This window comes from Ehrlichia muris AS145, assembly GCF_000508225.1.
In the GTDB taxonomy this organism is placed as follows: domain Bacteria; phylum Pseudomonadota; class Alphaproteobacteria; order Rickettsiales; family Anaplasmataceae; genus Ehrlichia; species Ehrlichia muris.
This window is the reverse complement of the sequence record NC_023063.1, coordinates 407819-429833: the sequence shown is the minus strand read 5'-3', so window position 1 is coordinate 429833 and position 22015 is coordinate 407819. Positions and strand designations below refer to the sequence as shown.

General features: G+C 29.1%; 15 protein-coding genes and 1 pseudogene. 8 read left to right on the top strand and 8 right to left on the bottom strand.

What is annotated here, in order from left to right:
* Positions 1-116 precede the first annotated feature (116 nt).
* From topA to MR76_RS01575, 3 genes are all read right to left on the bottom strand, one after another.
* Positions 117-2600, bottom strand: a complete 2484-nt coding sequence (gene topA, locus MR76_RS01585) for a type I DNA topoisomerase (protein ID WP_024071957.1) — start codon at positions 2598-2600, stop codon at positions 117-119.
* Between the two features lie 400 nt (positions 2601-3000).
* On the bottom strand, positions 3001-4392 hold the full coding sequence (locus MR76_RS01580) for a bifunctional ADP-dependent NAD(P)H-hydrate dehydratase/NAD(P)H-hydrate epimerase (protein WP_024071956.1): 1392 nt from the start codon (positions 4390-4392) through the stop codon (positions 3001-3003).
* 123 nt (positions 4393-4515) lie between these two features.
* Positions 4516-4809, bottom strand: a complete 294-nt coding sequence (locus MR76_RS01575) for a DUF2671 domain-containing protein (RefSeq protein WP_024071955.1) — start codon at positions 4807-4809, stop codon at positions 4516-4518.
* Between the two features lie 234 nt (positions 4810-5043).
* On the opposite strand from MR76_RS01575, the gene MR76_RS01570 reads away from it, so the two are divergent.
* The 3 genes and pseudogenes from MR76_RS01570 to cutA all read left to right on the top strand — a co-directional run bounded on the left by MR76_RS01570 (position 5044) and on the right by cutA (position 8761).
* Positions 5044-5703: an O-methyltransferase gene (locus MR76_RS01570; RefSeq protein ID WP_024071954.1), complete on the top strand. Its 660-nt coding sequence runs from the start codon at positions 5044-5046 to the stop codon at positions 5701-5703.
* 135 nt (positions 5704-5838) lie between these two features.
* Positions 5839-8321, top strand: a pseudogene (locus tag MR76_RS01565) (response regulator).
* 119 nt (positions 8322-8440) lie between these two features.
* The gene (gene cutA, locus MR76_RS01560; RefSeq protein WP_024071953.1) at positions 8441-8761 is read left to right on the top strand and encodes a divalent-cation tolerance protein CutA; all 321 of its coding nucleotides are present in this window, start codon (positions 8441-8443) and stop codon (positions 8759-8761) included.
* A gap of 172 nt (positions 8762-8933) precedes the next feature.
* On the opposite strand, the gene MR76_RS01555 is transcribed toward cutA, so the two are convergent.
* Entirely contained in the window at positions 8934-9782 is an 849-nt protein-coding gene (locus tag MR76_RS01555) for a 4-(cytidine 5'-diphospho)-2-C-methyl-D-erythritol kinase (RefSeq protein ID WP_024071952.1), read from the bottom strand.
* A 426-nt stretch (positions 9783-10208) separates the two neighbouring features.
* Here MR76_RS01555 and dusB point away from each other — a divergent pair, with 426 nt between their 5' ends.
* The gene (dusB, locus tag MR76_RS01550; RefSeq protein ID WP_024071951.1) at positions 10209-11162 is read left to right on the top strand and encodes a tRNA dihydrouridine synthase DusB; all 954 of its coding nucleotides are present in this window, start codon (positions 10209-10211) and stop codon (positions 11160-11162) included.
* 248 nt (positions 11163-11410) lie between these two features.
* Positions 11411-13270 (top strand): RNA polymerase sigma factor RpoD, encoded by a 1860-nt coding sequence (gene rpoD, locus MR76_RS01545; RefSeq protein ID WP_024071950.1) that lies wholly within the window; start codon positions 11411-11413, stop codon positions 13268-13270.
* Positions 13271-14005: 735 nt separating this feature from the next.
* Here the strand turns inward: rpoD and dnaG are convergent.
* From dnaG to MR76_RS01535, 3 genes are all read right to left on the bottom strand, one after another.
* Positions 14006-15772, bottom strand: a complete 1767-nt coding sequence (gene dnaG, locus MR76_RS01540; protein WP_024071949.1) for a DNA primase — start codon at positions 15770-15772, stop codon at positions 14006-14008.
* A gap of 337 nt (positions 15773-16109) precedes the next feature.
* A complete protein-coding gene (locus MR76_RS04870) occupies positions 16110-16253 on the bottom strand; it encodes a hypothetical protein (protein ID WP_024071948.1) in 144 nt (47 codons plus the stop codon).
* 15 nt (positions 16254-16268) lie between these two features.
* On the bottom strand, positions 16269-17279 hold the full coding sequence (locus tag MR76_RS01535) for a class I SAM-dependent methyltransferase (protein WP_024071947.1): 1011 nt from the start codon (positions 17277-17279) through the stop codon (positions 16269-16271).
* A gap of 72 nt (positions 17280-17351) precedes the next feature.
* Between MR76_RS01535 and MR76_RS01530 the strand changes: the two genes are divergently transcribed.
* Both MR76_RS01530 and MR76_RS01525 read left to right on the top strand, forming a co-directional pair.
* On the top strand, positions 17352-17924 hold the full coding sequence (locus MR76_RS01530) for a hypothetical protein (RefSeq protein ID WP_024071946.1): 573 nt from the start codon (positions 17352-17354) through the stop codon (positions 17922-17924).
* 5 nt (positions 17925-17929) lie between these two features.
* Positions 17930-18202, top strand: coding sequence for a DUF2610 domain-containing protein (locus tag MR76_RS01525; RefSeq protein ID WP_024071945.1), 273 nt, complete (start codon positions 17930-17932; stop codon positions 18200-18202).
* A 534-nt stretch (positions 18203-18736) separates the two neighbouring features.
* Here MR76_RS01525 and MR76_RS01520 read toward each other — a convergent pair.
* Positions 18737-19711 (bottom strand): ribonucleotide-diphosphate reductase subunit beta, encoded by a 975-nt coding sequence (locus MR76_RS01520; protein WP_024071944.1) that lies wholly within the window; start codon positions 19709-19711, stop codon positions 18737-18739.
* A 275-nt stretch (positions 19712-19986) separates the two neighbouring features.
* On the opposite strand from MR76_RS01520, the gene MR76_RS01515 reads away from it, so the two are divergent.
* Positions 19987-21852 (top strand): hypothetical protein, encoded by a 1866-nt coding sequence (locus tag MR76_RS01515; RefSeq protein WP_024071943.1) that lies wholly within the window; start codon positions 19987-19989, stop codon positions 21850-21852.
* Positions 21853-22015 lie beyond the last annotated feature (163 nt).

Here is a 22015-nt window from a genome sequence, read left to right as displayed (position 1 = left end):
TTCTCACACTAATTACAATGATAATCATGTCTAAAAAAGCTTTACCAGATTACTGTAATTAAAAAATTACATCTCTTACAGATATCAGTATTATATATAATGACTATTACTATACATCATGTCTCATTTAAGAGCCTATATTTTTCTGATATAAGCTTAATAGCATCCGACAAAGATATTTGGTCAACGTCTATATCTTTTTTTAAAGCAACATTCAACTTAGCGTATTTTAAATAAAATCCATACCTACCTTTACATAAAAATACTTCATTATTATCTTCAACAACACCTAGGGATCTTATAACCCCATTAGTAGAATTATTTGTAATAATATTAATCGCATCTTCAATACTAATATCTAAAAAATTACGCTCATTTTTAATTGAAAAATACTTACCTTCATACAATATATATGCCCCAAATTTACCTAATCCTAATTTAACTTCTTTACCAGTATCTGGATGAATTCCTAAACTTATAGGTAGACTTAATATTTTCTCTGCCATTTGCAAATCTAATGAATTGGCATCCATACTTCTTGGAATAGCTGCACGTTTACCATTTTTATCACTACCAACCTGCAAATAAACTCCATATGGGCCTTTCTTGAGATATATATCTTCTCCTGTTGTAACATCAATACCTAAAACTTTAGGATACTGTATATTATCGGTATCATCAATAATATCACCTCCAACATTCTTCGTATATTTACACTCTGGATATTTAGAACACCCCAAAAAAATACCATTCTTACTAATATTAAGCTCTAATGTTCCATCACTGCATACAGGACATGTTTTACCAGATTCAGATTTATCAGAAGAAAAAATATAATTTTCCATAGCACAACTAATAACTTTCAATATTTCAGTAAATTCCAATTTTTTTACTGAATCAACATTATCAATAAATAAAAACCAGAACTGATGCAGTACTTCTTTCCAATTAATTTTTCCATTAGATATCAAATCCAGTTTCTCTTCAAGATCAGCAGTAAAATCATATTCTACATAACGACTAAAAAAGTTAACAAGGAAAACGTTTACTATCCTACCTCTTTCTGTTGGAAAAAACCTCTTTTGATTTAATACAACATATTGTCTATCCTGCAATACAGAAATAATAGATGCATAAGTTGAAGGTCTGCCTATTCCTATTTCCTCCATTTTTTTTACTAAACTTGCTTCATTATATCTGGCAGGAGGGATAGTAAAATGCTGATGAGGAATAACTTCATTCAAAGGACACCTATCACCTACATGAAGTAATGGTAACATATTATTTTTATTATCATCATCATCTTCACTGTAACCATATACCTTATAGAATCCATCAAAAAACAAAGAAGATCCTGTTGCACGTAAAGTTACTACTTTATCTAATGACCCTAGTTGTGCCACAACTTGATCAATCACGGCAGAACTCATCTGGCTAGCAACAGTTCTCTTCCATATAAGATCGTAAAGCTTGAGCTGTTCTGGAGTTAAATAGCTTGATAAGCTATCAGGAGTAATTGTAATATTCGTTGGCCTAATTGCCTCATGTGCTTCCTGAGCATTTTTTACTTTTTTAATATATTTGCGAGCAGATTCTGGTAAATACTCTTTACCAAACATAGAAACAATGATACTTCGAATATGCTCCAATGCTTCATCTGCAATATAAAACCCATCTGTCCTCATATAAGTAATTAACCCGATGATTTCCCCACCAACATCAATTCCTTCATAGAGTTTCTGGGCAATAATCATAGTATTTTTCGCACTAAACCCAAGCTTGGTTGATGCTTCTTGTTGCAAGCTTGATGTAATAAAAGGAGGATAAGGGTTTCGCTTTGTATGTTTTTTTTCAACATTTACAACAGAATAACTACGAGATTTCACTTCCTCGGATAACTTTTGTGCATCTTTTTCATTTTGAATATCAAATTTCTCTAGTTTTTTACCAGAATAACAACTCAAAACTGCAGAAAACTGTTTTCCTTCTATATTGCAACACTTAGCTTCAATATTCCAATATTCTTGTGTAACAAACTTCTCAATATCACTTTCTCTATCACATATCAACCTTAAAGCAACGGATTGCACTCTACCAGCAGATTTACTTCCTGGAAGTTTTCTCCATAATAAAGGGGATAATGTAAAGCCAACTAAATAATCCAATGCTCTACGTGCTTGCTGTGCATACACAAGATCCATATTTATACTTCTTGGATGTTTTATAGACTCAAGAATAGCATTCTTCGTTACTTCATTAAAAACCATTCTATTAATTACAACATTATTATCAATGGCATTATTTTCTTTCAATACTTCTACAATATGCCATGCTATTGCTTCACCTTCACGATCTGGATCAGTTGCAAGATAAATACTTTGAGTTTCTTTATTAGCTGCCTGAATTAATTTATTTATATATTTTTCTGATTTATTAATGATTTCATAAGTCATAGCAAAGTCTTTCTCTGGATCAACAGAACCACTTTTTGCTGGAAAATCCCTAATATGCCCAAATGATGCAACTACTTTATATTTGCTACCTAAATATTTACCTATAGTTTTTGCTTTAGATGGGGATTCTACTATAATTAAACTCATTATTACACCCTAAAATTACTATTTAACAAAATCATTCTTGTTATGCTTCATACAAGAGATAAGCATTATTACTAACGATAATTGTGAAAAGAATTTTAAATTTACTGTAGAGGTATACCAGAAAAAAAGAACAAGGTATTCTACATCACATATATTTAAAAAACACTTCAATACCATACTCCATCACATATATTTAGTATTTTTTTTCTATTTTACAAGAACTATAATAACAACAATTACTATTAATTCCTTTCATAAAGTAATACAATATTCATAGAAAAAACGTACAATACCTTATATACATGTTCTGATATCATAAAAAACACTTAAAACAATTGAAAACACCATATCCCACATATGTTATAATTATTCAATATATTTAAGCAAAAGATTACTAATCTTAACTAAACAATTTTTTTAATACTTGAGGTATTTGCAGTATTATATCATCCGCAATCAACCCAATCCCATACTCTCTAGCACACTCTGTATGTATCCATACTCCACAACACGCAGCATCAAATGGGTTCATACCAGAAGACAGCAACCCACCAATAATTCCAGATAATACATCTCCACTCCCGGCCGTAGCCAAACTAAATGGGGCATTATTTACTACAACATTACCCATAGGATCAGCAATTACAGTGTCTGGACCTTTTAAAACTATAACAGCTTTTGACAAACTTGCTGCTTTCTTTGCCATTTCTATTTTACTACCAGTCAAAAATGGGAATATACGCTTAAATTCCCCTTCATGTGGAGTCATGATAACATTATGCTTAATTTTAGAAAAAAGAACTTCATAAGAATCAGAAAATACTGATATAGAATCAGCATCTAGAACACAATTTTGTTTACTGAGAACATCCATAGTACGCTGTCTAGTAATTTCACTGATCCCACATCCCGGACCTATTATAATAGATGTAATTCTATCATCATTAATTACATCATCATAAAGCTTATACATAATTGATGTTAAACAACTTGCATAAAATGCAAAAGCATTACTGTCACAAGCAATGCTTACTACACCAGAACCTACTCTTAACGCAGACATTGCAACAAGTTTTGAAGCCCCTATAGATTTATTCCCAACAGAACATACTAATGTGTATCCTCTAGTATATTTATTTGCTATATACTCTAACTTAGGTATTTCATTTTTCCATAAAGCAGGAGTATTTTTACGTGTCGTAACTTTACTGTAATCAATGCCAATTCCAATATCTACAACATGCACTTTTCCAGAATAACTAGAACCAGGAAATAAAACATGTCCTATTTTTAATGCAGAAAAAGTTATAGTAACATCAGCACGTATTGCACAACCCATCACTTGACCAGTATCACAATTTATACCACTAGGAATATCAACTGCAACAACAATCTTATCATTAGAATTATTAATGTAGCTAAATATACATGATAAGTCCTCAGGTATATAGCGTGATAACCCTATTCCAAATAGTGCATCTATAATTAAGCAGCTCTGAGAATTAACAATATTATCATAAGTTAATGGTACTACCCAGTCTTCATCTATATCAATAGTACAATTATATAACATTAAAACTACTGGCCATCCACAAGCTTTTAGCATCTTTGCCGCAACAATACCATCTTTACCATTATTACCAGGGCCAGAAATTACTACCACAGGCTGCCTTGGGAACAGGTTAAATATAGCATCACCTACAACCTTTCCAGCTCTAGAAATAAGTTCATCAATGACTATCCCACAACTCTTTTCACAAGAAACAACTTGTTGACCATTGAGAATTATCATAAATGTCACTTTCTAATTGATATATTTGAATAACATACACTAATAAAAAGGTAAGGATTACTTTATATTAAATTTTGTATACAGATCTATACCACACTCTTTCAACTTACTCAATTATAATAATTAATTTGACTTATTCTTCTTTTTCTTGGTTTCAGTAGCAAATTTAATACGCTCAAATTCTCTTCTTTTCTTATGCCAACCATATTGATACATTGCTATTTTATTTTCTATTAGTGCTATAGTACCGTCATAATATACAACCATATCCATACCCTTTTTCTGAGCTTCAAGGAACTTTTCTCTATACCTATCACGATATGCTGGATCATTTAGTACAGAATAAGTAACATTACTTGACTTATTAAAAGTATCTGCCACTTGTTTCTTCATTACATCATACGTGTAAAAACTCATTGTTATTACTACCTCACCATAATTAACTATATTATTAGTTCTTATATAACTCCCTAATGATGTTAATTATATCATATAACCACAATAAAACGACATAAAATTATATCTATATCATGTTTTTTAGGAAAAGTGTTGTTAATTTGCCACGCAATGATATACTAATAATTGAATAAAAACTCAAGTTAAACGAAAAACAGGATTATATTAGTAATTTTTATTATATAAAATGGTTTTATGCGTAACAAAATACTAAGCAAAAAATTACAATATATACATGATTTATTTTCAATCACAGATGCAGAAGTTGTAGCAACACATCAATTCATTAAAGACGATATATCCTTAATGCAACTTAATCTTATAGAAGGACAAATATTACAATTATTAATAAAAATGAACAATATAAAATCCATAATTGAAATTGGAACTTTTGTTGGCTCATCTGCTATGTGCATGGCTAAAGCATTACCAGAAAATGGGCATATATATACTATAGAAAAAAATACTATAAATGCTGAATTAGCAGAAGACAACTTTAAAAAATACAACTTATCTCACAAAATCACAGTAATAAATGATATAGGAATATTAGCATTACAAAAACTAACCAATACGTCACCGTTTGATATGATATTTATAGATGCTAATAAATCAGGATATTGTGATTACTTAGACTGGGCAGAATCAAATATCAAGAAAAATGGTTTAATAGTTGCAGATAATACACTATTATTTGGGAATGTATATTCTAATAATAACACAATAAAAAAAGTGTCTAAAACTACAATACATAAAATGCTCTCCTTCAATGAAAGGCTATCTGATAAAGATAAATATCTAACAACTTTACTTCCTACAGAAGAAGGCATGACAATTGCATTGAAATTGTTTTAAACATTTTTTACCGTTGAATATTAATAGAAAATTAAACTAAGCTATTATCTTTCACTACACAGTACAATATTCATATAGCAATCTTAAGCATTTATATTATTATGTAATTTTAGTAAGTATTATAGTTATGTTAATATGAAAAAAAGACATACTGATAACACACAAGACAATAAAGTAGACTTTGTAATAAGAAAATACGGATTATCAGTATGTAAATTATCTGTTTTCTTAATAGCTCCATTATTGTGCATATCCAGTTTATATCTCTTTAATATATACGATAGTTATATAAACATAATTATCAATTGCATATTTACCAGCATCAGCATACTAGCAATATCAATACAATTACGGCAATACTTGTATATCATTGCTTCTATAGAATACCAAAACATGATCTTCGCTAATTCTTTAAATCATAACACGGAATTTTGCCTGATAGTAAAAAATGATGGGAAGGTTGTATATGCTGACGCAAGGTTTTATGAAAGATTCATAAAAAATCAAGAAAAGAAATTAGATCTATTTGATATACTAGAACTAGGTAATATTAGTGAGCAAGAAATTGAAGCATTTAAAAACGCACTAAAAAACAAGTTATCTATTAACACATACTTCTGTTTAAATACAAAAAATAAAATCTCTAACTTTACACTAATATTAGACCCAGTATTAGAGAATCCAGAAATAGAAATTAGTTATGTAAAAACTACAAACCTGTTCTTTGCTCCTCTTGCAAGACCACAAGAATATTTTGTACTTAAAGCTATAAAAATTACTAAAGAACAAGTATATGAAAGATTAATACAGAAACACTGTGTAGGCGCATACCTACTTAACCATAGGGGAGTAATATTATCTGTAAATGATACTTTTCTAAAAATGTTTGAACTAAATTCAATAGAGAATGGCACTACATTTGCTAATTTTTTAACAAAAAGCTACAATAAGGAAAAAATCATAGACAATAACACAGTTACTTTATCAACAACTACTGGAATTAAATTTAAAGCATATATATCACAAGCTGCATTTTATGACAAAAACAACCACAGTTACATTTACGGGCTCTTAACCCCAGTAAACTGCGACATTCTTAATTATCATTTACATCCATGTTTCATAGAAGCACCAATAGCTATCCTACAATGCAACACAGATGGTAAAATATTGAAATCAAATAACACACTAAAAAGACTAGTTAAACATAGCAAAGAGTATATTTTTGAATACATATTACCTTCATACAATAAAAAATTAAAAAATATTTCCAAAATAACATTGTAAAAAATATGTCATTAGAAGCACAACTTTATAACAATTTATATGTAAAAATTCATTTTAACAAATTTATACATCAGAATAACATATTTATTATATGTTACATAACTGACAGTGAAGATCGTAAAAATCTAGAGATACAATTAGAACAATCACAAAAAATGCAAGCTATCGGACAATTAGCTGGAGGCATAGCACATGATTTTAACAATATTTTAACAGCAATAATAGGCTTTTGTGATCTGTTACTGATAAAACATACTGCAACAGACCCTTCTTTTTCAGATATAATGCAAATAAAACAAAATGCAAATAGAGCAACAAATTTGATAAAGCAATTATTAGCTTTTTCAAGGAAACAAACCTTACAACCTAAAATCTTTGATGTAAACAACATCATTGCAGATCTATCACATATGATTAAGAGATTAATTAATGAAAACATAGAACTAAAAATTCAATATGAGCAAAATATTAATTTAGTAAAAGTAGATTTATGTCAACTAGAGCAAGTTATTATTAATCTTGTAGTAAATGCAAGAGCTGCAATGGAAACAGGAGGACAATTAACTATAAAAACCTATAACACTAAAACAGATGCTTTAAAGATATTATTAAAAGACATGTTTTCTCCAGATAAAGAACAAATAGAAGATGGAGAATATGTTGCAATAGAAGTTTCAGATACAGGACATGGCATGGAAGAGAAGATAATGAAAAAAATCTTTGATCCATTTTTTTCTACAAAGGAAACAGTTGCCGGCATAGGGTTAGGTTTATCTACAGTATACGGAATAGTAAAACAAACAGATGGATATATATATGTTAAAAGTACAGTAAATTTAGGTACTACCTTTATTATTCTTATCCCTACAGTACATTTATCAAACAGTAATGACATTGAAATATCATATAATAAATATTCAAATGAAGTAAGTACTGTAATACCAGAGATCAGCACTTCAACAACTATTTTATTAATTGAAGACGAAGATCCTGTCAGAATATTTGCTACAAAGGCATTAACTAAGAAAGGATTTAAAGTCATAGACATAAGCTGTGGAGATCAGGCATTAGAAATAATCAATAAATATCCTATAGATATTGTTATCAGTGACGTAGTAATGCCAAAAATAAGTGGTCCAGAAATCGTAGAAAAAATACTAAAAGTTAAACCAAATATTAAAATTATTTTTATTTCTGGATACGCTGAAGAAGTATTTAACAAACACAACAACATAGATGCAACCAAAATTAACTTCCTATCAAAACCTTTCACTCTTAAGCAACTTACAGAAAAAGTATTAGAGATATCAAATAACCATTCACAAAACTAAACTTGATTCTTATACATTTTTCACAAAATACATAAAAACATAGTTACTTATAAAATTGATATAAATTGATTTTTATAATAAAAACCATATAAATATCTGAATCACAATTAAAACTATATATGCAAAACATTTCTTTAATCTATACAACTGCCCCTACTTATGAAGACGCATATCGGATAAGTAGTATTCTTTTAGACAACAAGCTAATAGCATGTGCTAACATATTTAATAATGTTACATCATTATACCTCTGGGAAAATGAAGTACATAATAATACTGAATGCGCTATTATATTAAAAACAACAAATAACTTAGTCCAAGACGCTGCGAATAAAATACAAGAAATCCACCCATACGATACTCCTGCAATCATCACTATAGATTCAATTAATGCAAATGATAAATTTATACAGTGGATAAATGATTATATTATTTCATAAGTCTGCTACCACATAAAAACAACAATCTAGTTCAGCTGTCAGATCAATATCTTATCCCACTATAGCATGCCTGTAATCTTTACTATGGATTTAATCAATACAAATTATAAATTCACACAAATAAATTTAAGTAACTGTATTACTAAAGTACTGATAGAAAAATATCAAAAATCTAAAGTATTTTAGCATTAAAAACTATCCAATCAGGACGTGTCATTTGCAATTTCCTAGCTGCATCTTCAGCATGACTTAATTCGTTAAACAAAGCAAAACATGTTGCACCACTACCAGTCATACGTACAATTACAGAATTTTTTAATTTATTCAATACAAACAATATTTCTTCTATTTCAGGAACAAACCTTAATGCTACCTCTAATAAATCATTTTTAGAATTATAAATTAATTCCATCCAATCATCTCCTTTTACAGGAAGTTTATCACATATTGAAGGAGAGTAAGTACAGCTCTGGTAATTATTAAAGACTTTCGCTGTACTTAATGCCTTACCTCTTGGAGCAACAAGTATAATATATTTTGGCAATAACAAATCAGGTAATAACAATATATCTTCTCCTACACCTTTAGCAAAAAGGGTCTTTGATTCTAAACAAGCTGGAACATCACTTCCAACTTTTAAAGCTAAATCCTGTAATAATCTGTAATCAATATTCCACATATTACCTAATAAACGCATAACAGCAGCAGCATCAGCTGACCCACCTGCTAAGCCTGCAGATACTAAAATGTTCTTTATAATACTCACAGAAACATTAGGACGTACAGTACTATGCTTCAATAATAACTCTATCGTTTTATATACAGTATTATTATACTTACTAATCTTAAAATTTGAGAAATAGACTCCCCTTTTTGAGGTACCAACATCAATTTCCAATATATCGTAAATATTCACAAAAACAAACAATGATTCTAAATAATGATGTTGATCATCTCGTTTACCAGTAATATGCAAAAACAAGTTAACTTTTGCTGGTGCTTTGACTAAAAACTTTGACATAATTATATTATTATCAACAATATGCTATACATTATTAATAATGAATACTATATAGCTTGTAAAACATCTTTAGTGATTATTAAATAAAAACGCCTTTTAATAAATTTTAAATACATAAACACTGCAACATATAATTATAAAAAGTATATCATTAGAAAAATAACCATAACTAATTGGAAACCCTGTACTACGACTTGCTTTTCTGTTACCTAAATAACTTATTACTTTCTTTAACATATCAAGAAATCCTATCAAAATCTGGTATCTTTAAACAGTACAGCAATATATTAAAAATATTTCATCAGTACTTGTTTATTACAACTAATCAATTTAAAATACAAATACCCAATAGCAAAATAGATCTCTTCTATTAAATTGTGGTATTTTTATTTACATCAATATATAAACAAAAAGATTAATAAGTACATGAACATCAGCCAATTCATATCAGATTACCCAGTAATATTAGCACCAATGTCTGGTGTAACTGATCTTCCATTTCGTGCTCTTATAAAGAACCTGGGTGCTGGATTATTAGTCTCAGAAATGATTGCAAGTTATGCAATGATTATAAAAACCAAACAAAGTTTGCAAAAATCACAAGTTCAAGTTAACACTGCCGTACAACTAGCTGGATGCGACCCAACAATAATGGCAGAAGCTGCAAAACTCAATGAAGACATGGGAGCAAAAATTATAGATATAAACTTTGGATGTCCTGTTAAGAAAGTAGTCAATAGTTATGCTGGCTCAGCACTAATGAAAGATGAAATTACAGCTGCAAAAATTCTAGAATCTGTAGTAAAGGCAGTCAAGATTCCAGTAACACTAAAAATGCGTACTGGATGGGATAATAATAACCTAAATTCACCTCAATTAGCCAAGATTGCTGAAGAAATTGGGATAAAAATGATAACAATACATGGCAGAACAAGAACACAAATGTTTACTGGAAAGGCAGATTGGAAATTTATTAGTAATATTAAGAAATGCGTAAAAATTCCTGTAATAGTTAACGGAGATATAAAAAACTTACATGATATAAAAACATCACTAGAAGAATCACAAGCAGATGGTATCATGATAGGAAGAGGAGTATATGGAAAGCCATGGTTTATTAATCAAGCTTTACATTTTATAAAATCAGGCACTATTTTACCTGATCCTTCCCCATCAGAAAAATTGCAAATTATCACAAGTCACTATGACCATATGATAGAATACTATGGGAAAGACATTGGAACGAAAATATCAAAAAAACATATAGGATGGTATAGTGCTTCTCTAGATAATTCAGCAGAATTCAGATCTCAAATAAATTACTCAAATGACCACAATTTTATTAGAGATAAAATAACAGACTTTTTTTCACAAAATTAACATCTTTTTGACACAATAAATTAACATTTAATTGCCACTTTAATACATGTGTCCAACAACATTTCACATTGGAAACGTGCTTTTTTACAAATTAGTATTCTACATCAGAAACATATTGTTGCTGACAAATAATAAACAAATATTTAATTATTTTTTTAACACATATCTCATATAACGTTTTATGATTGACAACATATTTATAGTATGATACTAGCTTGAGTTTGTCGTTTCTGAATATTAATTAATTTATGAAAGATCTACAAACAGATAAAGAATTACTCAGAACTCTTGTAAGCAAGGGATTAAAACAAGGATTTGTTACATTTAACGATATCAACGATGTTTTCTCTGATTATGTATTATCATCTGACAACATAGATGAAACTATATCAATGCTTCAGGATTCAGGTATTAATGTACTTGAACAAAGCGATGAAGATGAAGCAAATAGTATAGTAGAAGAAAACAGAATCAAAGAAGACATAGATGAGGATGACGTATCAGATACAAGCATAAAACCTTGGGATTTTGGACAAACAGATGATCCTATACGCATGTACCTATGTGAAATGAGTTCAGTTGAGTTACTATCTCGTGAAGGAGAAATTGAGATTGCAAAAAAAATAAAATCAGAGAAAGTAAACATGCTCCGATCACTAGTAGAATCTCCAGTGGTATTACGCACATTTATGTCATGGCGAGATGATTTGGTAAACGAACAAATAATGTTAAGAGATTTAATAGATTTAGATGCAAACTATAGATACGAATTTCCAGAAAAATTCCCCGATACCGATGAAGCTAGTGTTTTAGATTATGATAAGGATTTAATAGATGAAGATTCAGATATACCAGAAGATGAAGATGAAGAAAACAGTTCAATAAATACTTCCATATTAGAAATGGAAAATGCATTGTTACCAAAAGTAATAAGTATACTAGACTCAGTCATTGCATCAGCAGAAAAAATTTTAGAACTCAAGAAACAACATCAAGGCAAAATCAACAAAGATATTGAAAAACAATATAATGATCTACATGACAGTATATGGGAAATGATATATCAAATTAAACTCAGTAATTCTGCAGTACTATCAATCACACAACAAATCTATAGTTTAAGTAAATCAATTGCAACAGAAGAAGCAAAAATTATTTCTCTTGCAGAGAGTTATGGTATACAACGAAAAGATTTTCTAGATGCATATAATACTAATTCCGTATTGAAAAAAAAAGGTATTTCTCCTCAATGGGATAATATGTTATTAAATGAAGAAGGCAATATAATAAGTGTCTATAGCAAAATTAAATTACTTTCTGGAGAAGATAACCTCGCCGAGTTTAAAGCATTAGTCACAAAAATACAAAAGCACGAACGTGCAGCAAATCAAGCAAAGCAGGAGATGATAAAAGCAAATTTAAGATTAGTAGTATCCATTGCAAAAAAATATTCAAATCGAGGCCTGCAATTTCTAGATCTAGTACAGGAAGGAAATATTGGATTAATGAAAGCAGTAGATAAATTTGATTATAAACGTGGATATAAATTCTCAACTTATGCAACATGGTGGGTGAGACAAGCAATTACAAGAGCAATAGCAGACCAAGCACGAACCATTAGGATTCCTGTACACATGATTGAAACTGTAAATAAAATTAATCGTACATTAAGACAAATGTTACATGAAATGGGTAGAGAACCAACCTTAGAAGAATTATCAGCAAGATTAAATATTAATGTAGATAAGATACGCAAGGTAATGAAAATAGTTAAAGATCCTGTAAGCTTAGAAAGTCCTATAGGAGATGATGATAGTAGTACTTTTGGTGATTGCATAGAAGACAAACGTGCAGTAAAACCAGAAGATGCAGCTATACTCGCAGACTTACGAGAAATAACTACAAAAGTATTATCAACATTAACACCAAAAGAAGAGAGAATTTTGCGTATGCGATTTGGAATAGGTAAAGGAGGAAAGGATCATACTTTAGAAGAAGTAGGAAAATTATTTAACGTAACAAGAGAACGCATACGACAAATTGAGGCAAAAGCTTTACGCAAATTACGTCATCCAAGTCGTGCAAGAAAGCTTAGAGGATTCTTCTAATATCTATAACTCTTAAGTGACTATCAATTCTAAAAGCACATGTAATTTTATAAACCTGAAATATATCCATAGTACAGTTTTTCTAAACGTATCTATCTACACAAAAAATTAATAGATTCTTGCCGTAAAGATTAAAGTCATCAAAATAAATATAATGTACAAGACAGTATAAATAATATAACTAAACGTTTATAATAACATGTAAAAATTTACAAATATACTTTAAGGAAACAAAAATTCCATAACCTCCAATAATATATCTATAACTATATTAAAAAAATTATTTACAAAATACTTTTAAAATTATCAAAATTCACAATCCCTTCATACTAGCTTGAATATTTCAAATAATATTAAAAATAAAATCTCAATTAAATATCAACAAAATATATAAATATTATAATTTAAATTAATAAAAACCTATATAACATGTAATAACATATCTTAACTATTCAAAAAACATTTTTGATCATATATACAAAACTCACAACACATCTATACTAACTGTGATATTTTAATATCAATACTGTTTAACATCATAAAAGCATTCATAAAATCTCTCATAAATTTTTTCAAATTGTTATTGCACAATCTACGTAATATAAATACAAGTTATCCCTAAAACCAAAATATATTAAAAAATAAATACATTAGAGTAATACAAAAACTATTTTTCTTTTAACAATATATATAAGATTATAAAATTCCCTTATACAAACACCCACTTTTCAATTTTTAATAATTCCATAACTCTCTTAATCTGTTGTCTATTTCCTGTGCTTGATTAGATAACTTTTCAGCAAGATTCCGTTTTCCTTGCAATTGCAAATCCAAGATTTCTGCTTGAATACATTGTAAATGATCTAAAAGCATTATTTTTTCTACTTCTTTCTTTGAAACATCGATATTATAACTTCTATTTTGTAGTAACATAAAATTTGATGTAGACATTTTTTTTGAAACAAAATCTGCTATATCATCTAAATTACTTTTCTTTAACTCTGAAAGTAAAATCTCCTTAGATATCATATGGTTACATAAAGTAACTTTTATATTAATAATATTCTGTTGTAGTTTATATACATCCTTATTACTTATATTAAAGTTAGAAAATTGATCAAAAATAATTGGATCGTCAAGCAGTTCTGGAAATTCCATTATGATGTATACTACTCTTAACTGATTATATTCTTCTAGCAAAAATTCATCATTTATATACTTTAGCTTATTATTCGCTCGGTTAACTGAACTACCACTATCTAAAATCTTACTTTTATCCTTTGAATACTGTAAATTACGAATTTGAGAATAAAAATACTTCTTGTAATATTTTACAAGACTACTATCACCAATCTGATCAAGATAATGTTTAATTTTTGCTTCTAACATGACACATTGTTCAGGCATAATAGCATTCTTATTAATACTAATCTTAGCAAGTTCATAATCCCAAATAAACTCCGACAATAATTTTGCATTATCTAACAAAGTAATTACACTATCAATACCACCATTAACACATATATCATAAGGATCCTTTCCTGTAAAAACATCAATAAATTTTATAATACATCCAGGTCTAACCAACGATAATGCAAGAGATGCAGATTTAATGGAAGCTATTTTCCCAGCAATATCACCATCCATCCAGACTATAATTTCCGAAGTTATTTCCCATAAATATACTAGATGTTCAGGAGTCATTGATGTTCCTAGTAATCCAACTACATTACTAACTCCTATCTGATGAAGCATGAGAACATCCATATACCCTTCTACCACTATAATTTTTCCTTGCTTCTTTGCTTCACGTACAGCAAGATGTGATGCATAGAGATTTTCTCTTTTTTGAAAAAAAACATTTCCCTTAGAATTCAAATACTTAGGGGTCTGTATATCAACAATTGATCGCCCACCAAATCCTATAACATTTCCAGTAGAATTACAAATAGGAAAAATAATCCTATTATAGAAATAATCTTGATCCTGAGAATTTAATAATCCTGTACTTCTAATATCATCTACATTAAACCCTAAAGATAATAAGTATTTACTCAAACCATATGCTGGAGCATACCCTAACCTAAACTTCTTTACTGTACTACCAAAAATCTTTCGACGTTTTATATATTCTATGGCTATATGATTATTATATAATTGCTTTTCAAACCACAATGTTGCAGCATCCAATATAGGACTTAAACTTACTTTCTTACTAGTATTTTGTGGCAAATCAATACCATACATCTCTGCTAAGTAGTCTATTGCACCCCTAAAATCTAAAGCATGAATATCAGAAATAAATTGTATAACATCCCCATTTGCTCCACAACCGAAACAGTAGTATAACCCCTTCTCATCACTTACAGTAAAAGAAGGTGTCTTCTCACTATGAAATGGGCACAACCCAATAACATTATTCCCTCTTCCAGTCAGTTTAACTTTCTGTCCAACTACATCAGATAGCTTAATTTTACTTTTGATAATATCAACAACATTCATGCCACATACTACAGATATGTATAATTTTTAATAATAAAGCATATTATTCTTTTACTACAATAAATAGAGCTACAATTCATTATACAGTCATAGAAGGTTATGACAATCAAATCTAGACATAATGCAATTACAACCATCTAATTAATAGATAAGATTTTAAATGAGTATACACACCATTTTCAATAAAACCTATGGGGACAACATGCTACTACAAAAACATAGCATAAGAATGAAGCTTACTGATAATCACAACTACCATAATTTACGAAACATAAATCAATATAATATGAACAAGTTATAGTTGATGAATTGTAAATGGAACACAGCACATTATTTTTTAAAGCTCATAAGAATATACTGTGCTATCAAAAAACATAGAAGAAGGACCTAAAACCCATTGACCTATAATTACTACAATTGAACAAAATACACGCATTAATGTAACATGGACAAGCATGACTTCATATTTCCTCTCAATCATAGCAAAACTATAGCTTTATCGTGGATTTACTAAAAGTACTTTAAACATACTACCCATATTCTCAGTCAATCTTAAAAAACCTGTCATTAAATTCTGTTTTTGAGTTTCTGTGGCATTTTCAATAAGTACTTGTAACCTCTCTTTAATACCAAAACTGTATAAAAAATCTCTTTGAGTCATAATAATTGACCTGAGAGTAGACAAACTGTTATGCAGTACATCAAAATTTACATGTGCAGTTATATCACTTTCTCCTACATTTTTAAGTAAATCATTATATCTATGATTCTTTATAGACTGTATAGTACTTTCATATGGGCAATTTACATATCCATAATCAATAATGACTGCTGCCCCACCGCTTTGTAAAATCTTATTTTCTATACATTTTATTATAGAAACAGCTTCATCACATATTTCTATTACCGGGTTTTCAATATCACTTGATATTTTAAACATCTTATCTATCTTTTTATAAACTATTTTAAATTCATTGTTTTCTACTGCAACATACACCTCACACCAAGAATTACCGATATACATAAACTGTCTAATAGGTAAAGCATCAAAAAATTCATTTGCTATAAATACTACTGGATAATCTGGCACATCTTTTATATCCTTACACCAGAATATTTTCTCATCTTTCAAAACACTTCGTTGTAATTTTTCTAATACAGGACTTACTTCAACAAGATAAACAATCGTTGCTGCATAGCATTGTTCAAATTTCTTCAAAACTCTAATGATATCACTTATTAATGTTCCCTTACCAGGTCCTAATTCTACTATAATAAATTTAGATGGATATCCCATTTTTTGCCAATTCAACAATATCCATAATGCAATAACCTCTCCAAACAATTGAGATATCTCAGGAGCAGTAATAAAATCTCCATGAGTACCAAAAGGCATTCGAGTCATATAATAACCATGATGTACATCATAAAGAGCAATTCTTATAAACTGCTCTATTGAGATAGCACCACCGCAATTTAATATAATTTTTTTTAAATAAGAATCCATAATTAATTAATGTATTATTTACACTAACATGATACAATAGAGTAAAATAGGTTGTAAATTTTTTATATTACTATGATGTTATCTATTTTTCAGAAACAACTAGGCTGGCAATTTACAGATTATATAGGACATGGTGTTTATAGCCTATATAGCGCATTAACTGCCATTAAAGATAGATACAATCCTTATCGCAAAATAAATCAATCAGATATTAACATGTCATTTACTATTTTACATAAAAATGACGTCAACAATGTAATAGAACAAGAGTATAGTAACACAGTAAATGATCTATCTTCTGATAACTTAAGTACAACATTTGCAAATTTATTAGATCAATCAACAGCTAATAAAGAAATACTATTACAAGATAATAGCAGTAGTTATAATATTAAAACCCAGCAGCATGATAGTAACATCATGTTACATGATGAAGAAATTAGCTATGAAATGGCGTATAGTTTATTGTTAAATTTAGTTAATAATAACATTGAATTACTTGAAGAAGCTCTATTAATTGCAAATACTTTAGTTAGTGAAGGAGTTTTAGTGGCTCCAGAATCTAGAATAAGGAAGAATATTGCTCAGATAGTCTTACACAACATACGTAAACGAACAGTTCAAAGTTCAGGTTATTCAAGGTAAATGATATGCCAGGTATAAAGAAATTTATTGTCCCATGTGACTTCAGCGGACAAAGTTCTCCTTTTACAATATACATTGGAGAACCAAAACCAGATAATCACCCTGTACAACATCAAGATAACTGGCTAGCAAAGGAACGCGGTGGCAATATACCAGAAAAAGTTAAAGATAGCTTAGCAAAATTATATGCACTAGCACAGAAAAATGGCATTTGTTTTGCAGATCTTTGCGTATATGCTCTAACGGTTGCTTCTCACAAAAATAACAAGAACTCATAAACATGTATTTATTTAGCTTAAAGCATTATACATGTTTGTTACAAAAGCTCATATTCTACATATATAAATAAAAATAACAAAACAACTTTTTAATTAAATTACAGTTATTAGCAGAAAATATATACATCAACAACATGACAGCAAAACAAGTAAACTTAAGCATTCCATTAGTATTGGATCCATTATCAAAGGAACAATCAAACCATATAACGCCCAAAACTGAAAAAAATCTATTCTACATCATTAGAAATGGAAATTACACATAGCGTATTGCATAATTACATGCAACTTTATTTTAATATAAAAACCAACAAACCCATGCTCCATTTTTCATCAGAAATAGGAATTCCTATTAATATAACAGTAACACTATAACATATTTCACATAAATAATGTTATGTCACCAAATAAGATAATTCTTTCTACATAAAAAACAATAAAGTTATATATGACCGTTTATAGAAATAACGAATTCATATTAATATAATACTATTCAAAATTTTAAATGACATTAAAAATATATTTATAGTAATATCAATGGTCTTCAAATGCCTCTTCCCATGTTCCCTCTGTAGCAGCACGAGCATATTCTGTAACCCTATTCTCAAAAAAATTAGTATGTTCTACTCCATTTAAAATCTCATCTAACCATAACAAAGGGTTTTTAGTTGCATCATATATAGGCTCCAGATTCAACTGTAATAATCTTCTATTTGCAATATATCTAATATATTCCTTAACTTCTTTAGAAGATAATCCTTCAACATCTCCACAAGCAAATGCTAAATTAATAAACTCATCTTCTAACGAAACAATAATTCTACACGCTTCATATAACTCTTGTTTTAATGAATCATCCCATATTTCATAATTCTCTTGAATAAAAGTATTAAACAACCTGATTATTGATTCTGTATGTAATGTTTCATCTCTTACAGACCAAGCTATAATTTGTCCCATACCTTTCATTTTTCCAAAACGTTGAAAATTTAACAAGATCGCAAACGAAGCAAATAATTGCAACCCTTCTGTAAAAGCACCAAAAACTGCTAAAGTTTTTGCTACATGTCTTTTATCATTTTTCTTACATTCTTCAAATCTCTGCATATAGTCATATTTTTTCTTCATTACCTCAAACTTTAAAAACGCTTGATACTCAATTTCAGGCATTCCAATAGTATCCAGTAAATATGAATAAGCAGCTATATGTATAGTTTCCATATTTGAAAATGCAGAAAGCATCATACATATTTCTGTAGGCTTAAAAATATTTGAATAATGTTTCATATAACAATTATTAACTTCAATATCAGCCTGCGTAAAAAAACGAAAAATCTGGACTAAAAGATTTTTTTCCTTCTCAGAAAGTACCGTTTTCCAATCTTGAACATCATCTGCAAGCGGCACCTCTTCAGGCAACCAGTGTATCCTTTGTTGACATAACCACGCATCATATGCCCAAGGATAATTAAATGGTTTATAAATTGGTCGAGAATCTAATAATGACATTTTCAAATACTATAACAAAACAACATGGATTATAAACTACAATCCAAAAAGAACTATAACAATTATTTGATACAAAAATCAACTAAGATTTTTTATTAATATAATCCAAGTAATAAACGTAATTATAAATAACCATCGCTTAACAAAAAGGTAACATAAATATAATTTTTATATACTTATATAATATTTTTTACCTAAAATATTAAAAAATAAATTGCATATTAAATTATTTACAACTATACACTAGTCATCTAAATCTTATACGTGCAAATATTATGCTAACAAAAGTTCAACAAGGAGCAGTAATAAACAATATAAACTTAAAGAAATACGTAAAGGATATTACATTAGAAAAGATTGATGAAGCTCTCATAGATATCAGCAATGTGATCCCACTATGCATAGCACTAACACTAGATATTGAACCAGATTTCACCTCTTTTAAACAAGAAGTCACATCCATGTTGCAGGAATACAAGGAATGGTTTACTACAAATGACAAAGTAAAGATGCCTCTAATTGATGAAAGAACATCAGATACCCTATGGAACAGTATACAAGAAATACACACATTATACCATAAACATCAAATATCAGTTTCTAGTGATGACAGTATTAATATGCTAGACAGGATAGCATGCAATTCCTCTCATAACAAGAGAGACATTACAATAAATAATAACTTGAAATATAATATCCAATACACCATATTGACATCATTCATTGATCAATGTTTTGACAATAATACTAACTACCAAACAAGCTATACAAGCGAAATACTATTCGAAACATTTGTCATTAGAAATAAAATAATGAATCAATTAAAAGCAACATTGTTTCAGTATGTACAAAAAAAAGCTTTCTTCTCATATGCAAAATATTTACAAAATTTATATAATATACAAGCATCATATGTAATAGAGAGAGATATCGATCTACTAAGAACAACTAAACAATTTATTGGACTAAAAGCAATCCACATTCTTGACCAAAAAATATTTCACAACCTTAATCCCCTTCTAGATAATGGATGTGAAATCAATATTAAATGCGACATTCCAAAGTATACAGAAATATTCTTAGAAATAAGTAACATAACTATTTCTGGTACAGTATATGGCAGTATCTTTAATAAATACGGTAGCATTATCATTACTAATGCAAAAGAAGAATGTAGTGAAAACATAATATCCATATTTGGAACTGTCAGCATCAATGGTAGAATAATTCAGAAAAAATTACCGGATACATTTACTATTCCACCCAATTTTTGCAGCAATATAAAAGATAAAACTATAATAACTAAACAAACAGATCTCTGCCCAGCAGAAAAATCAATCACATCGTTTCACTCATGGGATGTTGTTAATCAAAAAGATGAATATGGAATACGTGCACTAAATATAGAATCATTCCATCCTAACTTTCAATACCGTGCTGTTATTGTATCCATAGGATGGCCTATTAATCGACATAACATTACCACCACAACTGAAAATGCCGAATCTCTATTTTGTAATATAATGCACAATGCAAATCACTTAAACATAATAGATGATATCAGCCAGGATAAGAGGTTACCTTGCACTTTTTTTGATCATAGCATACCTATGCTCACTTATAATATACGTATAGAAAACAAACAATTAATTATTAAAAATTTAAGTAGTAAGATAGCACTTTATCTAACATACATAACACACAATGGTACAAATCTTATGTCTAAATTTGGTGTTAATGAAGTAGTAATATATAGCAAAACTATAGAATTTTCAGTTCTAATATTCCATGATACAGACGTAACTATATTTGGTAAATTTTGCGGTATGTTGTACACAAATAAAGGTAATATTACAATCATAGGACAAGTTAATAAATCTCACATAATGTCAAATACTGGATTAATTAAAATCCACAACAATCCTGCCAGTTCCACAGAACCAATAGCAATTGATAGTGCTATCATCGCTCGATACGGTGCCGTAGAATTTAGTGGTAAATATTGTAATTCTTATATAGACAGTAAAAATATAACTAAAAAACCACTAGATACAACCACTGCTCCCTCCCCTTCTTCATATCTCACAAGACTTTCAGACATGTTATGTTCCCTTATTTCAGGAGAGCATGGACGACATTAGTATGACAACTGTAACTATCATATTGTGTTGCAGTACAGCTTTTTATACTATAAAAAAACGTAAATAAAACATACTTTTTACACCAAAGGTTTTATTATATAAGCAGAAATTTTTTTACACTTTACTACCGTTCTATGTCATTGGTATGTTTTACATGACATTT

Bases quoted from the DNA above. Each gene is read 5' to 3' on its own strand.
- topA (WP_024071957.1), bottom strand. From the start codon at position 2,600: ATGAGTTTAATTATAGTAGAATCCCCATCTAAAGCAAAAACTATAGGT.
- MR76_RS01580 (WP_024071956.1), bottom strand. From the start codon at position 4,392: ATGATAATTCTCAATGGTCAACAAGTTGTTTCTTGTGAAAAGAGTTGT.
- MR76_RS01575 (WP_024071955.1), bottom strand. From the start codon at position 4,809: ATGAGTTTTTACACGTATGATGTAATGAAGAAACAAGTGGCAGATACT.
- MR76_RS01570 (WP_024071954.1), top strand. From the start codon at position 5,044: ATGCGTAACAAAATACTAAGCAAAAAATTACAATATATACATGATTTA.
- cutA (WP_024071953.1), top strand. From the start codon at position 8,441: ATGCAAAACATTTCTTTAATCTATACAACTGCCCCTACTTATGAAGAC.
- MR76_RS01555 (WP_024071952.1), bottom strand. From the start codon at position 9,782: ATGTCAAAGTTTTTAGTCAAAGCACCAGCAAAAGTTAACTTGTTTTTG.
- dusB (WP_024071951.1), top strand. From the start codon at position 10,209: ATGAACATCAGCCAATTCATATCAGATTACCCAGTAATATTAGCACCA.
- rpoD (WP_024071950.1), top strand. From the start codon at position 11,411: ATGAAAGATCTACAAACAGATAAAGAATTACTCAGAACTCTTGTAAGC.
- dnaG (WP_024071949.1), bottom strand. From the start codon at position 15,772: ATGAATGTTGTTGATATTATCAAAAGTAAAATTAAGCTATCTGATGTA.
- MR76_RS04870 (WP_024071948.1), bottom strand. From the start codon at position 16,253: ATGATTGAGAGGAAATATGAAGTCATGCTTGTCCATGTTACATTAATG.
- MR76_RS01535 (WP_024071947.1), bottom strand. From the start codon at position 17,279: ATGGATTCTTATTTAAAAAAAATTATATTAAATTGCGGTGGTGCTATC.
- MR76_RS01530 (WP_024071946.1), top strand. From the start codon at position 17,352: ATGATGTTATCTATTTTTCAGAAACAACTAGGCTGGCAATTTACAGAT.
- MR76_RS01525 (WP_024071945.1), top strand. From the start codon at position 17,930: ATGCCAGGTATAAAGAAATTTATTGTCCCATGTGACTTCAGCGGACAA.
- MR76_RS01520 (WP_024071944.1), bottom strand. From the start codon at position 19,711: ATGTCATTATTAGATTCTCGACCAATTTATAAACCATTTAATTATCCT.
- MR76_RS01515 (WP_024071943.1), top strand. From the start codon at position 19,987: ATGCTAACAAAAGTTCAACAAGGAGCAGTAATAAACAATATAAACTTA.